Annotated in this window: 10 protein-coding genes and 1 pseudogene; 8 read left to right on the forward strand and 3 right to left on the reverse strand. The window is 60.5% G+C overall.

Going from position 1 to position 14,560, the window contains the following annotated elements; translation table 11 throughout:
• Nucleotides 1-108: pseudogene (locus tag UB23_RS30270) on the forward strand (IS110 family transposase); the annotation flags it as partial.
• Nucleotides 109-221: 113 nt separating this feature from the next.
• Here UB23_RS30270 and UB23_RS14545 read toward each other — a convergent pair.
• The gene (locus tag UB23_RS14545) at nt 222-1,805 is read right to left on the reverse strand and encodes a peptide chain release factor 3 (protein ID WP_045060017.1); all 1,584 of its coding nucleotides are present in this window, start codon (nt 1,803-1,805) and stop codon (nt 222-224) included.
• Nucleotides 1,806-2,272: 467 nt separating this feature from the next.
• On the opposite strand from UB23_RS14545, the gene UB23_RS14550 reads away from it, so the two are divergent.
• The 5 genes from UB23_RS14550 (at nt 2,273) to UB23_RS14570 (ending at nt 7,354) form a co-directional block, all read left to right on the forward strand.
• Entirely contained in the window at nt 2,273-2,989 is a 717-nt protein-coding gene (locus UB23_RS14550; RefSeq protein ID WP_045060018.1) for an ABC transporter permease, read from the forward strand.
• Nucleotides 2,990-3,009: 20 nt separating this feature from the next.
• Nucleotides 3,010-3,918, forward strand: a complete 909-nt coding sequence (locus tag UB23_RS14555) for a glycine betaine ABC transporter substrate-binding protein (RefSeq protein ID WP_414704656.1) — start codon at nt 3,010-3,012, stop codon at nt 3,916-3,918.
• Nucleotides 3,919-3,930: 12 nt separating this feature from the next.
• Complete coding sequence (locus UB23_RS14560; protein ID WP_045060019.1) at nt 3,931-4,584, forward strand: ABC transporter permease; 654 nt, start codon at nt 3,931-3,933, stop codon at nt 4,582-4,584.
• On the forward strand, nt 4,581-5,738 hold the full coding sequence (locus tag UB23_RS14565; RefSeq protein ID WP_045060020.1) for an osmoprotectant ABC transporter ATP-binding protein OsmV: 1,158 nt from the start codon (nt 4,581-4,583) through the stop codon (nt 5,736-5,738). Before UB23_RS14560 ends, UB23_RS14565 begins: the two co-directional genes overlap by 4 nt.
• 452 nt (nt 5,739-6,190) lie before the next feature.
• The gene (locus tag UB23_RS14570) at nt 6,191-7,354 is read left to right on the forward strand and encodes a type III PLP-dependent enzyme (protein ID WP_045060021.1); all 1,164 of its coding nucleotides are present in this window, start codon (nt 6,191-6,193) and stop codon (nt 7,352-7,354) included.
• A gap of 194 nt (nt 7,355-7,548) precedes the next feature.
• Here the strand turns inward: UB23_RS14570 and UB23_RS14575 are convergent, their stop codons facing one another.
• Together UB23_RS14575 and UB23_RS14580 are read right to left on the reverse strand one after the other, a co-directional pair.
• Nucleotides 7,549-8,310 carry a tetratricopeptide repeat protein gene (locus UB23_RS14575; protein ID WP_045060022.1) on the reverse strand — a complete coding sequence of 254 codons (762 nt, stop codon included), beginning with the start codon at nt 8,308-8,310 and terminating at the stop codon, nt 7,549-7,551.
• On the reverse strand, nt 8,307-8,987 hold the full coding sequence (locus UB23_RS14580) for a Fe2+-dependent dioxygenase (RefSeq protein ID WP_045060023.1): 681 nt from the start codon (nt 8,985-8,987) through the stop codon (nt 8,307-8,309). The genes UB23_RS14575 and UB23_RS14580 overlap by 4 nt, the downstream gene beginning before the upstream one ends.
• A 207-nt stretch (nt 8,988-9,194) precedes the next feature.
• Between UB23_RS14580 and UB23_RS14585 the strand changes: the two genes are divergently transcribed.
• Both UB23_RS14585 and UB23_RS14595 read left to right on the forward strand, forming a co-directional pair.
• On the forward strand, nt 9,195-11,531 hold the full coding sequence (locus UB23_RS14585; RefSeq protein WP_045060024.1) for a TonB-dependent receptor: 2,337 nt from the start codon (nt 9,195-9,197) through the stop codon (nt 11,529-11,531).
• Between the two features lie 258 nt (nt 11,532-11,789).
• Nucleotides 11,790-14,318, forward strand: coding sequence for a sulfite reductase flavoprotein subunit alpha (locus tag UB23_RS14595; RefSeq protein ID WP_045060026.1), 2,529 nt, complete (start codon nt 11,790-11,792; stop codon nt 14,316-14,318).
• Nucleotides 14,319-14,560 lie beyond the last annotated feature (242 nt).

The raw sequence follows: 14,560 nt of genomic DNA on the forward strand, positions 1-14,560 counted from the left end.
GCCCCCAAGCAGATCATCTGTGCCGCGATGCGCAAGCTGCTGCATTTCGTTTACGGCGTGCTCAAGTCGGGCCAACCATATGACCCGAAACTTGCGCTTGCTCAGTGAGGTTCAAGACGGTATCTACGGGTATACGCCGAAGGCTGCGATCTTTTGATCTTCGCCAGAAACCAAAAACCCCGAGGCTTTCGCAACGGGGCTTTTGTGTGACAGCTCAACGCTTAGTGATGCTCACGCGTCGCACGGAATTTCACGTCCGGCCAGCGCTCTTCCATCAGCGCCAGGTTGACCCGGGTCGGGGCGAGGTAGGTCAGGTGACCGCCGCCGTCGACCGCGAGGTTTTCCACAGCCTTGACGCGGAATTCCTCCATCTTCTTCTTATCGTCGCAATCGATCCAGCGCGCCGAGTACACGGTGATCGGCTCGTAGGAGCACTCGACCTTGTATTCCTCTTTCAAGCGGCTGGCGACCACGTCGAACTGCAGCACACCCACGGCGCCGAGGATGATGTCGTTGCTGCGCTCGGGGAAGAACACCTGGGTCGCGCCCTCTTCGGCCAGTTGCTGCAAGCCTTGGCGCAGCTGTTTGGATTTCAGCGGATCGCGCAGGCGTACGCGGCGGAACAGCTCCGGGGCGAAGTGCGGGATACCGGTGAAGCCCAGGACTTCGCCTTCGGTGAAGGTGTCGCCGATCTGGATGGTGCCGTGGTTGTGCAGGCCGATGATGTCGCCGGCGAAGGCTTCTTCCAGTTGCTCACGCTCGGAGGAGAAGAACGTCAGCGCGTCGCCGATCCGTACATCCTTGCCGGTGCGCACGTGGCGCATCTTCATGCCCTTTTCGTATTTGCCGGAGCAGATACGCATGAAGGCGATACGGTCGCGGTGTTTGGGGTCCATGTTCGCCTGGATCTTGAACACGAAGCCGGTGAATTTCTCTTCGATCGGTTCCACGGTGCGCTCGTTGGCGACCCGCGCCAGGGGTTTCGGCGCCCAATTGATCACGGCGTCGAGCACATGATCGACACCGAAATTGCCCAGGGCAGTACCGAAGAACACCGGAGTCAGCTGGCCGTCGAGGAATTCCTGTTGGTTGAATTCGTGGCAGGCGCCCTGCACCAGCTCCAGCTGGTCGACGAAGCGGTCGTACTCGTCGCCCAGATGCGCGCGGGCTTCGTCCGAGTCGAGCTTCTCGATGATCTTCACATCGGTACGTTCGTGGCCGTGACCGGCGGTGTAGACGATGATGTAGTCGTCGGCCAGGTGATACACACCCTTGAAGTCGCGGTAGCAACCGATCGGCCAGGTGATCGGCGCAGCCTTGATCTTCAGGACCGCTTCGATTTCGTCGAGCAGTTCGATCGGGTCACGGATGTCGCGGTCGAGTTTGTTGATGAAGCTGACAATCGGCGTGTCCCGCAGACGGCAGACGTCCATCAGCGCGATGGTCCGTGGCTCCACACCCTTACCGCCGTCGAGGACCATCAATGCCGAGTCGACCGCCGTCAGGGTACGGTAGGTATCTTCGGAGAAGTCTTCGTGGCCCGGGGTGTCGAGCAGGTTGACCATGTGGTCGCGATACGGGAACTGCATGACCGACGTGGTAATGGAAATACCCCGTTGTTTTTCCATTTCCATCCAGTCGGAGGTGGCATGGCGGTCGGACTTGCGAGACTTCACCGTGCCGGCAACCGCGATCGCCTTGCCCATCAGCAGGAGCTTCTCGGTGATGGTGGTCTTACCGGCATCGGGGTGGGAAATAATGGCGAAAGTGCGGCGTTTCGCGACTTCGGCGGCCTGTTTGGTCATGGGAAATCGCCTGGCAGGTGATTCAAAAAAGGGCGGCGAGTATAGCTTAAAACGCGCCCCACGGACCACCGCTCGTACCCTCCCCCAAACACCTTCGGCAGCTCCGACGGTGGCTATTTGCTGTTATTTATGGAACCTTTTAAAAGGTGCAGACGTCCACTCCCCTGTTACGGCACTCGTGTCAGGGGCTGATAAATCAGCAAGTTGGCCTGACGAGGCTGCGCTTATGGCTCGATAAGCCGCACGCATTTCCCCTGTAGGAGCGAGCTTGCTCGCGATGGACGTCAACGATAACGCGGGCTATTTGGTTAACCGCGGTGTCGGGACATTTTTCGCGAGCGAGCTCGCTCCTACAGGAAGGCGTGCGGCATGAGCTGCTTCTCGCGAACGTTGCATTGCCCGGCAGCCAGGAATGGCACTGCCACTCGGGACTGCGCTCGCCGACAAAGAAAAAAAGGAGTCCGCCTGTGGCTATTCGCTATGGCAAAGGGCTGATAGGAGGTGCGGTTGTCGTCGCACTCCTGGCCCTGCTGGTCCACTGGATCGGCATCAATACGATCGAACATTACCGCGACGATTTGTTGTTTTACCTGCAAGCCCATTTGATGCTCGTCCTCGCTTCCATGCTGGCCGCCCTTGTTGTGGGCATACCCGCCGGTATCTTCCTCAGTCGCCCAACCATGGTTGGCCGTGCTGAACGCTTCATGCAAATCTTCAACATCGGCAACACCGTGCCGCCCCTGGCCGTACTGGCCATCGCCCTGGGCATCCTTGGCATCGGCAGTGGTCCCGCGATCTTCGCCCTGTTCCTTGCCTCGCTGTTGCCGATCGTGCGCAACACCTATGAAGGCCTGAAAAACGTCCAGGGTTCGCTCAAGGAAGCAGCCGTCGGCATCGGCATGACGCCGACTCAAGTGCTGTGGCGGGTCGAACTGCCAAACGCCGTACCGATCATCATCGGTGGTGTGCGTGTGGCCCTGGCGATCAACGTCGGTACGGCACCGCTGGCCTTCCTGATCGGCGCCAACAGCCTGGGCAGCCTGATTTTCCCTGGCATCGCCCTGAACAATCAGCCGCAACTGCTGCTCGGCGCGGCGTGTACCGCCTTGCTGGCCTTGCTGCTCGATGGTCTGGTGACACTGGCCAGCCGCCTCTGGCTCGAACGCGGCTTGCGCCCGTCTTAAGCCTCGGCAAAGGAATATTTATGAAAGCTCTCCACCTGAAAGGCATGACCTTGATAATGGGCTGTGTCCTGCTGTTCGCAGGATTGGCTCAAGCCGCTGAAAAACCGGTGATTCGCATCGGCGCCCGGGTGTTCACCGAACAGACCCTGCTCGCGGAAATTACTTCCCAGTACCTGCGCACCAAGGGTTACGACACCCAGGTGACGGGCGGTCTGGGCAGCAACCTCGCTCGCAGCGCTCAGGAAAGCGGTCAACTGGACCTGATTTGGGAATACACCGGCGTGTCGCTGGTGGCTTACAACCACATCACTGAAAAGCTCGACAGCGCCCAGTCCTACGCCCGGGTGAAAGAACTGGACGCAAAAAAAGGCCTGGTCTGGCTCACCCCGTCGAAGTTCAGCAACACCTACGCCCTGGCACTGCCGGAAACCACCGCCAAGGCTTATCCGCAGATCAACACCATCAGCGAGCTGAACACGGTGATGCAGGCTGAGGCGAAGACTAACCACCTCGTCGCCCTGGACACCGAGTTTGCCAACCGTTCCGACGGCATGGCCGGCATGGTCGAGCTCTATGGCATGAACCTGACCCGGAAAAACACGCGCCAGATGGATGCCGGGCTGGTCTATACCGCCCTGCGTAATGGCCAGGTGTTCGCCGGCCTGGTCTACACCACCGACGGTCGCTTGAACGCCTTCAAACTCAAGTTGCTGGAAGACGACAAGCACTACTTCCCGGACTACACCGCAGCGCCGGTGGTACGCCAGGCTTACCTCGACGCTCATCCCAAACTCGCGGAAGAAATCAAACCGCTGGCCGAGCTGTTCGATGACGAGACCATGCGTGCTCTGAATGCGCGGGTCGACGTCGGTCACGAAAGCCCATCATCCGTTGCCGCCGATTTTCTGCGCCAGCACCCAATCAACTAAGGAGGAAAAGACATGGAATTTTTGAACGCCTTTTCCCATCTCGACTGGGCCCAGGTGGCGCATCTGACCTGGCAGCACATCACCCTGGTCGGCATTGCCGTGACCCTGGCGATCGTAGCCGGCGTGCCGCTGGGCATCCTGATGACCCGTTTCCCGACACTGGCCGGGCCGCTGCAGGCCAGCGCCACGGTGCTGCTGACGGTGCCGTCGATCGCACTGTTCGGCCTGCTGCTGCCGTTCTACTCGAAATTCGGCCAGGGCCTGGGGCCGATGCCGGCGATCACCGCCGTCTTCCTGTACTCGCTGCTGCCGATCATGCGTAACACCTACCTCGCCCTGACGGGCGTGGAACCTGGCATTCGCGAAGCCGCCCGCGGTATCGGCATGACCTTTGGCCAGCGCCTGCGTATGGTCGAGCTGCCGATTGCAGTGCCGGTGATCCTCGCCGGTGTACGCACCGCCGTGGTCATGAACATCGGTGTCATGACCATCGCCGCCACCATCGGTGCCGGTGGCCTGGGTGTACTCATTCTCGCTTCAATCAGCCGCAGCGATATGTCGATGCTGATCGTCGGCGCCGTGCTGGTCAGTCTCCTGGCCATCTTCGCCGACCTGCTTCTGCAATGGCTGCAACGCACGCTGACTCCAAAAGGACTGCTCAAATGATCGAACTTCAAAACCTCAGCAAGACCTTCCAAAGCAACGGCAAAGATGTGAAAGCCGTGGACTCCGTCAGCCTGACCGTCAATGAAGGCGAAATCTGTGTGTTCCTCGGACCATCGGGCTGCGGCAAAAGCACCACGCTGAAAATGATCAACCGCCTGATCAAGCCCACCTCGGGCAAGATCCTGATCAACGGCGAGGACACCACCGACCTCGACGCCGTGACCCTGCGCCGTAACATCGGCTATGTGATCCAGCAGATCGGTCTGTTCCCGAACATGACCATCGAGGAAAACATCACCATCGTCCCGCGCCTGTTGGGCTGGGACAAACAGAAATGCCACGACCGCGCCCGCGAGTTGATGAGCATGATCAAGCTTGAACCCAAGCAGTATCTCAATCGCTACCCGCGTGAACTGTCGGGCGGCCAGCAGCAGCGGATCGGTGTGATCCGCGCGCTGGCGGCAGATGCGCCATTGCTGTTGATGGACGAACCGTTCGGCGCGGTCGACCCGATCAACCGCGAGATGATCCAGAACGAATTCTTCGAGATGCAACGCGCGCTGAACAAGACCGTGATCATGGTCAGCCACGACATCGACGAAGCGATCAAGCTGGGCGACAAGATTGCGATCTTCCGCGCAGGCAAATTGTTGCAGATCGATCATCCGGACACCTTGCTGGCGCACCCTGCGGATGACTTTGTCAGCAACTTCGTCGGCCAGGACAGCACCCTCAAGCGCCTATTGCTGGTGAAGGCTGAAGACGCGGCGGACAACGCGCCATCGGTCAGCCCGGAAACCCCGGTGGCCGACGCCCTGGAGCTGATGGACGAGCATGACCGCCGTTATGTGGTGGTGACGGATGGTGAGAACAAGGCGCTGGGCTATGTCCGACGTCGTGACCTGCATCGCCAGGCCGGCACGTGCGCGCAATACCTGCGCGAGTTCAACGCCACGGCGGCCTACGACGAGCATTTGCGCATCCTGCTGTCGCGCATGTACGAGTTCAACCGCTCGTGGTTGCCAGTGATGGACGCGGATCGGGTGTTCCTGGGTGAAGTGACCCAGGAGTCGATTGCCGAGTACCTGAGCTCCGGCAAGTCCCGTGGCGGCAAGACCAGCATTGTTTCGCCAGCCGAGACTGCGGTCGCCTGACAAAAAATAACTGTAGGAGCGAGCTTGCTCGCGATGCACTCAATGGCCCCGCGGGTATCAGGTTCCCTGCGTTATCGTTGACGTCCATCGCGAGCAAGCTCGCTCCTACACGTATTCAAATCTCCCTTCTTGGGGAACATCACACTGTCATGCAGGTCGGTTACATCAGTAACTGTCCAGGACCGCACGACGGAAGCGTGCAAAAACGCGACATTTTTTGTTGATCTCGAGCCCCTCACGCCCTAAAGTTCGCGCCGAACGTCCATGCTGGAAACGATCCATCCGGCTCAAGTACTGACGACGAGACAGCAAGGCCAAGGGAAGCACCGCCTCCCGTGGCCTTTTTTGCTTTCGGCGACATGCCTTGGGAAGTAGGCGAACCAAAGTGGGGATACGGAGGACGTTCATTTACACCCATTGACCAAATCAGTTTGCCCTTAGGAGTCTCCAGCATGTCGATCAACGTCGAAGATTATTTCGAGCGCGCCACCTTTGACAAAATGAAGGCGTTCGCCGACAAGCAAGAAACCCCGTTCGTGGTGATCGACACCGCGATGATCAGCCAGGCCTACGATGACCTGCGCGCCGGTTTCGAGTTCGCCAAAGTCTATTACGCGGTAAAAGCCAACCCGGCGGTCGAGATCATCGACCTGTTGAAAGACAAGGGGTCGAGCTTCGACATCGCATCGATCTACGAGCTGGACAAGGTCATGGACCGCGGCGTCAGCGCCGACCGTATCAGCTACGGCAACACCATCAAGAAATCCAAAGACATCCGTTATTTCTACGACAAGGGCGTGCGCCTGTTCTCCACCGACTCCGAAGCCGACTTGCGCAACATTGCCAAGGCTGCACCGGGCTCGAAAGTCTACGTGCGTATTCTCACCGAAGGCTCGACCACGGCTGACTGGCCTTTGTCGCGCAAATTCGGCTGCCAGACCGACATGGCCATGGACCTGCTGATCCTGGCCCGCGACCTCGGCCTGGTGCCTTACGGCATCTCCTTCCACGTCGGGTCGCAACAGCGCGACATCAGCGTATGGGACGCGGCGATCGCCAAGGTCAAAGTGATCTTCGAGCGCCTGAAAGAAGAAGACGGCATTGTGCTCAAGCTGATCAACATGGGCGGTGGCTTCCCGGCCAACTACATCACCCGCACCAACAGCCTGGAAACCTACGCCGAGGAAATCATCCGCTTCCTCAAGGAAGACTTCGGTGACGACCTGCCGGAAATCATCCTGGAGCCGGGCCGTTCGCTGATCGCCAACGCTGGCATCCTGGTCAGCGAAGTGGTGCTGGTTGCGCGCAAATCCCGCACCGCCGTCGAGCGTTGGGTGTACACGGATGTGGGCAAGTTCTCCGGCCTGATCGAAACCATGGACGAAGCCATCAAGTTCCCGATCTGGACCGAGAAGAAAGGCGAGATGGAAGAAGTAGTCATCGCCGGCCCCACCTGCGACAGCGCCGACATCATGTACGAAAACTACAAATACGGCCTGCCACTGAACCTGGCAATCGGTGACCGTATGTACTGGCTGTCGACCGGTGCCTACACCACCAGTTACAGCGCCGTAGAGTTCAATGGCTTCCCGCCGCTGAAATCGTATTACGTGTAAGCGGTAGCCGCGCAAGACAAAAAGCCCATGACACGTCATGGGCTTTTTTGTGCCTTGAAATGCAATCCCTGTAGGAGCTGCCGCAGGCTGCGATCTTTTGATCTTGTTTTTCAAAGGCCAGATCAAAAGATCGCAGCCTGCGGCAGCTCCTACGCAGAATTGCATTGCAGCTACGGTTTCGTCATTGCCAGCCGTTACAGGGGACCGCGTTCCAATTCGGTTTGGCGCTGGGCGTAGTCGGTTGCCAATGCGTGGATTTGCGGATCGGCGGCGCTCGCCAACGCCTGGCTCGCCACCCGCAGGAAATTCAGGTTCCCGCCCGCCAGCGCCTTGCGCAACCAGCCCAGCGCTTCTGCGACATTGCCTTCATCCGCCAGCACCGCGGCATAACTGAACTGCCCGCGAAAATCGCCGCCAACCGCCGAGCGTCGATACCAGTCACGCGCCGCCTTCGGATCAACCGGGCAGTACTGGCCTTCTTCGAGATAACGCCCCAGCAGGTTCATCGATTTCGCGTGGCCAAGCCCGGCGGCACGGCGATACAAATCAAGCGCCTGGCGTTGATCTACCGCCACCCCACGCCCGGTTGCCAGCAGGTTGGCGTAGTTGTACATCGCCCAATCCAGGCCTGCGTCTGCGGCGATCCGATAATGCCCGGCCGCCACTGTGGCGTCCGCAGCGCACCCCCACCCGTGTTCATGGCAGCGACCCAGCATGTTGCGCGCCATCAGGTGGCCGCGTTTCGCCGCGATCTCGAACCAGCGCAGGGCCAGTGGCAAATCCTGCTCGATACCTTGCCCGTCCAGCAGGATCTGCCCGAGCAATGCCTGGGCATCCAGGAGGTTCTCCCGGGCGGCGATCAGGATGGCCTGGGCAGCACGCGCCGGGCTTTCGTCGAGCATGGCCTTGAGCCGTTCACCGTCCAGAACTTCCTCGCGGCGCAATTGAAAAGTCATACCTCGACCCAGCGGCGCAGCAGGTTGTGATAGGTGCCGGTCAGGCGGATCAATGAAGGATGATCGGGCATGTCCTGAGTCAACTGACGGATCGCCCCGTCCATCTCGAACAGCAGCGCGCGCTGGCTGTCCTCGCGCACCAGGCTCTGGGTCCAGAAGAACGAGGCAAAACGTGTCCCGCGGGTAACCGCGTTGACCTTGTGCAGGCTGGTGCCGGGATACAGGACCATATCACCGGCAGGCAATTTCACCCGCTGGGTGCCGAAGGTGTCCTGGATCTCCAGTTCGCCGCCGTCATAGTCCTCGGGCTCGCTGAAGAACAGGGTGGCCGACAAGTCGGTGCGCACACGCTCGATACTGTTCTGCGGCTGGCGCACTGCGTTGTCGATATGAAAGTCGAAACTGCCGCCCGCCGTGTAACAGTTCAGCAACGGCGGGAAGACCTTGTGCGGCAGGGCAGCGGACATGAACAGCGGATTTTTCCACAGCCGTTCCAGCATCGCTGCGCCGATTTCCTTGGCCAGTGGATGGCCTTCCGGCAGCTGCAAATTATGCTTGGCCTTGGCCGATTGGTAGCCCGCCGTGATTTTGCCATCCGCCCAATCCGCCTGCTCCAGGGCCTCCCGGATACGCTGCACTTCTTCTTTCGCGAACACGCCGGGAATGTGCAGCAACATGGAGGCAATACCTGCAGGCAAAGGGATGTCAATGGTATTGATTCTTATTGACTGTGTAAAACCCTCGCGACGAACGAATCAGCAAAAACCGTAAGGTTAAATTGTAAAGAATGTAAATTCAGTGCGAATAGTAATGTTTCGCAATTGATACGAATACCTGTTTACCCTATATTCCGCGACCTCAAATCCTTGGGGAGGGGAATTTCAATGTCACGCCAACAACTACAATCACCTGTCAGTTCACCGCGTTTGCTCGCGTCTGCAATTGGCGTGGCAATCACTGCCGGCTCCGCAGGCCAAATGGTTTTCGCCGCAGAGAAGACCGACGCCAAGGCGCAGGGCAACACGATCTCCCTGGACGCCACCTCGATCAACGCTGAAGCTCAGGAAGCGACCAGCTACAACGTCGAAAAAGCCTCCTCGCCCAAGTACACCGCGCCACTGGTAGACACGCCGCGCTCTGTCACCGTGATTCCGCAACAGGTACTCAAGGACACTGGCGCCCTGAACATGCAGGATGCGTTGCGGACTGTTCCGGGCATCACGTTCGGTGCCGGTGAAGGTGGCAACCCCCAGGGTGACCGCCCATTCATCCGTGGTTTCGATGCCCAGGGCGATACGTACCTGGACGGCGTGCGCGACACCGGCTCGCAAAGCCGCGAGATCTTCGCGGTAGAGTCGATCGAAGTCAGCAAAGGCCCGAACTCGGCCATTGGCGGCCGTGGCGCTGCCGGTGGCAGCATCAACATGGTGAGCAAGAGGGCCCATCTGGGCGATTCCCTCGACGGTGGATTCACCTGGGGTTCGGACCAGACGCAACGCTACACCTTCGACGGCAACTACCAGTTCACCGACACCGCCGCTGGCCGTCTGAACCTGATGAGCCACGAAAGCAACATCGCCGGCCGTGATAGCGTCGATTACGACCGCTGGGGCATCGCGCCGTCCGTGGCTTTCGGCCTGGGTACCGACACCCGCGTCAATCTCGATTACTACCATCTGGAAAGCAACGACACGCCAGACTCGGGCATTCCGTACAGCATTCCGGTTGCCGGTTCTGCCGCGCGCACCAAGTCCAACCCGGACACGCCGGATGACGGTGGCGACAGCAGCAACTTCTACGGCCTGGACGGACGCGACTTCCGCAAGGGCCGCACCGACACCGCGACCATCGCCATCGAGCATGACCTGAACGATGCCCTGACCGTGAAGAACACCCTGCGCCACGGCAGCAGCATGCAGGATTACATCCTGACCCAGCCAGACGACTCCAAGGGCAACGTCAACAATGGCAGCGTCTGGCGTCGTGCCAACACCCGTGTCAGCAACACCGACACCACCACCAACCAGACCGATCTGTTTGGTGACGTGTACATCGCCGGGTTCAAGAACAGCTTCGCCACCGGTATCGAGTTGAGCCACGAGAAGAGTCAGAAGTCCTCGTACAGCGTCGACACCGATACCACTCCAGGCGGCAACCCAGTCACCACCAACTGCAGCCCTGCACTGATTGGCGCGCCAAGCGGCTACAACTGCACCTCGCTGTCGAACCCGAACCCGAGCGATCCGTGGAACGGCGCAATCTCGCGTAACTACGCCGGCACCGACACCTCCAGCACCACCCGCGCACTGTACGTGTTCGACACCCTGGAATTGTCCCAGCAGTGGCTGGTCAACATGGGCCTGCGCTACGACCACTTCGACACCAAGTACAAGACCTACAACGCTGCCGGCGCGACCGTGGTGACCAATGGCAACGCCTCCAAAGGCAAGGACACCAGCGAGTTCATCACCGGTCAGTTCGGCGTGGTCTACAAGCCGGCTGAGAACGGCAGCATCTACGCCTCCTACGCTACGTCAGCGACGCCGCCGGGCAATACCCTGGGCGAAGGTCAGGAAGGCAACCCGCTGGGTGGCACTCCGGATCGCACCGGCAACCTGCTGAGCAGCGACATGGAGCCGGAAACCACCAAGAACTACGAAATCGGTACCAAGTGGGATCTGCTCAATGATCGCCTGTCCCTGACCGCCGATATCTTCCGCACCGAAAAGGACAATGCTCGTGTTCAAGTGGACACCACGTCCTATGAAAACGCCGGCAAGACCCGCGTACAAGGTATCGAACTGTCGGCCAGCGGCAAGATCACTGACAAATGGCAGGTCTTCGCCGGTTACGCCTACATGGACAGCGAGCAAGTCGACGGCGGCCCACTGGGCGCAGCCAACGATGGCAACGAACTGCCTAACACGCCGAAAAACAGCGCCAGCCTCTGGACGACCTACCAGGTCACGCCGAAGCTGACCGTCGGTGGCGGCGCGTTCTACGTCGATGACGTGTTCGGCAGCGTGGCCAACACCACCATGGTTGATGACTATGTTCGCTACGACGCGATGGTTGCCTACAAGCTGACCAAAAACGTCGACCTGCAGCTGAACGTGCAGAACCTGACCGACGAAACCTACTACGACAAAGCCTTCTCGACCCACTTCGCCAACCAGGCGGCGGGCCGTACGGCATTGTTGAGCACCAACTTCCACTTCTGATAAAGGGTGAACTCCACCCATAGCAGGAGCGAGCTCGCTCGCGATGGACGTCAACGATGACGCGGGCAGCCTGATACCCCGTGCTGTTCTCGAGTTTTTCGCGAGCAAGCTCGCTCCTACGGGTAGCGCCGCGCGTTACCGCCTGGCCCCGTTCATCCAGATGAACGGGGCTTTTGTGCGTAATAGACAAGGCATCCCGTCAACCCACGGCATAATGCGCGCCGTGATGATTATTTTCGAACGGACAAGGCGAGCGACGTGTTGAAGAAAACCCTGTTCCAGCTGCACTGGTTTTTCGGCATCAGCGCCGGGCTGGTCCTGGCCCTGATGGGCATCACCGGGGCGACCGTGTCGTTCCAGGATGAAATCCTCAGTGCGCTGAACCCATCGGTGTTGCAGGTCCAGAAGCAGGTCGCCGGCGTCCTGCCGCCTGCCGAACTGGTGGAACGCATCGAAGCGGCCTCCGGCAAGAAAGTCTCGATGCTCAGCGTCGAAACCGACAGCGGCGCAGCGGCCAAGGTGTTCTTCACCCCCAAGCCCGGCGAACGCCGCGGCGAGATGCGCTACTTCGATCCCTACACCGCCGAGTTCATGGGCGATGCCGCCGGCCAGGGCTTTTTCGGCCTGATGCTGCAACTGCACCGCTTCCTCGCCATGGGCGATACCGGCCGGCAGATCACCGGGGCATGCACGCTGATCCTGGTGTTCTTCTGCCTGTCCGGCCTGTACCTGCGCTGGCCCCGCCAGTGGAAAAGCTGGCGCGCCTGGCTGACCCTGGACTGGAAGAAAAAAGGCCGCAGCTTCAACTGGGACCTGCATTCGGTCGCCGGCACCTGGTGCCTGCTGTTCTACCTCCTGGCGGCACTCACCGGCCTGTCATGGTCTTACGAGTGGTACAACAAGGGCCTGACCCGCTTGCTATCCGACTCGCCGCAAAACGAGCGGGTGCGCGGCGGACGCGGTCCTGCACCGAGCGGTCCGGCGCCAACGGGCGACTACGCGGCCATGTGGAGCAGCATCTACAGCGCTGCGGGCCCGGCACTGAGCGCCTACAACATTCGCATGCCGCCTGTGGCCGGCCAACCGGCGACCGTGTTTTACCTGCTGAACACGTCACCCCACGACCGTGCGCTGAACCAGATCACCCTCGACCCGGCCACCGGCATCGTCAAGCGGCATGACCGCTACAGCGACAAGAGCCTCAAGGCGCAGTTGCTGACCAGTATTTATGCCCTGCACGTTGGCAGTTACTTCGGGATTGTCGGTCGGGTGATCCTGACCATCAGCGCCCTGACCATGCCGTTGTTTTTCGTCACCGGCTGGTTGCTGTATCTGGATCGTCGACGCAAGAAAAAGCAGATCAAAGAAGCCCGCAACGGCCTTGCACCGCCGCTGGTCGATGGTCCGGCGTGGCTGATCGGTTTCGCCAGCCAGAGCGGCTTTGCCGAACAACTGGCCTGGCAGACTGCGGGCCAGTTGCAAGCCGCCGGCTTGCCGGTGAACGTGCAGCCGCTGGCCAGTGTCAGCGAGCAGGATTTGCAGGATTCCAGCAACGCGCTGTTCGTAGTCAGTACCTTTGGCGACGGCGAAGCGCCGGACACCGCCCGAGGTTTCGAGCGCAAGGTCCTGGGTCGCGCCATGAGCCTGGACAGCCTGAACTACGCGGTGCTCGGCCTGGGTGATCGCCAGTATCAACACTTCTGCGGATTCGCCCGACGCTTGCACACCTGGCTGGGCGAGCATGGCGGCAAGACGCTGTTCGCCCCGGTGGAAGTCGACAGCGGCGACCCCTACGCCTTGCGTCACTGGCAGCAGCAACTCGGCCAGCTGACCGGACAGGCGCCCCTGGACACCTGGCAAGCACCCAGCTACGACAACTGGACGCTGACCCGCCGCGAACTGATGAACCCGGACAGCAGCGGTTCGCCGGTCTACCTGTTGGGCCTGACCGCCCCCACTGCCAGCGGCTGGCTCGCCGGTGACCTGGTGGAGGTACTGCCGCGTAACTGCTCATGGGCGATCGAGCACTTCCTCGATGGCCTGGGGATAGACGGTCGAGCCACCGTGACCCTCGATGGCCTGGCACAAACCCTGGAGCAGGCCCTGGCCAGTCGCCAACTGCCGCAGAACCGCGCGCATCTGGTCGGCCTGCATGCCCAGTCGCTGGTGGATGCACTGGTGCCGCTGGCCATGCGCGAATACTCCATCGCCTCGATCGCCGCCGACGGCATCCTGGAACTGATCGTGCGTCAGGAAGTGCACCCGGACGGCAGCCTGGGCGTCGGCTCCGGCTGGTTGACCGAGCACGCACCGGTAGGTGGCAGCATCAGCCTACGGGTTCGGCGCAACAGCAGTTTCCACCTGCCAACCGAACCGGTACCGATGATTTTGCTGGGCAACGGCACCGGCCTGGCCGGGCTGCGCAGCTTGCTCAAGGCGCGCATCGCCGATGGCCAGCAGCGGCATTGGCTGCTGTTCGGCGAGCGTAATCGCGAGCACGACTTTCTTTGTCGCGATGAGCTGCAGGAATGGCTGGTTTCGGGGGATCTGGAGCGTCTGGACCTGGCGTTCTCGCGAGACCAGGCGCAGAAGATTTATGTGCAGGACCGGCTGCGCGAGTCGGCCGATCTACTCAAGCAATGGCTGGCCGAAGGCGCCGTGATCTACATCTGCGGCAGCCTGCAGGGCATGGCCTCAGGGGTGGATCACGTACTCAACGAAGTGCTGGGAATTGAACACGTCGACAAGCTGATCGAGCAAGGCCGCTACAGACGCGACGTTTACTGAAACCCAAAATCCCGGGATATCCCCTGTGGGAGCAAAGCTTGCTCGCGATGGCGTCTCCAATCCAGCATTGATGTGACAGCTGGACCGCTATCGCGAGCGAGCTTTGCTCCCACGGTCGGCTCTGCGTGCGCCGCCGATACCCTGTAGGAGCGAGCTTGCTCGCGATGGTCGTTAACGAAGACGCGGGGAAGCTGATGCCCCGCGCTGCCCTCGGTCTTTTCGCGAGCAAGCTCGCTCCTACA

It is taken from the genome of Pseudomonas sp. ES3-33 (assembly GCF_000952175.1).
Classification (GTDB): domain Bacteria; phylum Pseudomonadota; class Gammaproteobacteria; order Pseudomonadales; family Pseudomonadaceae; genus Aquipseudomonas; species Aquipseudomonas gregormendelii.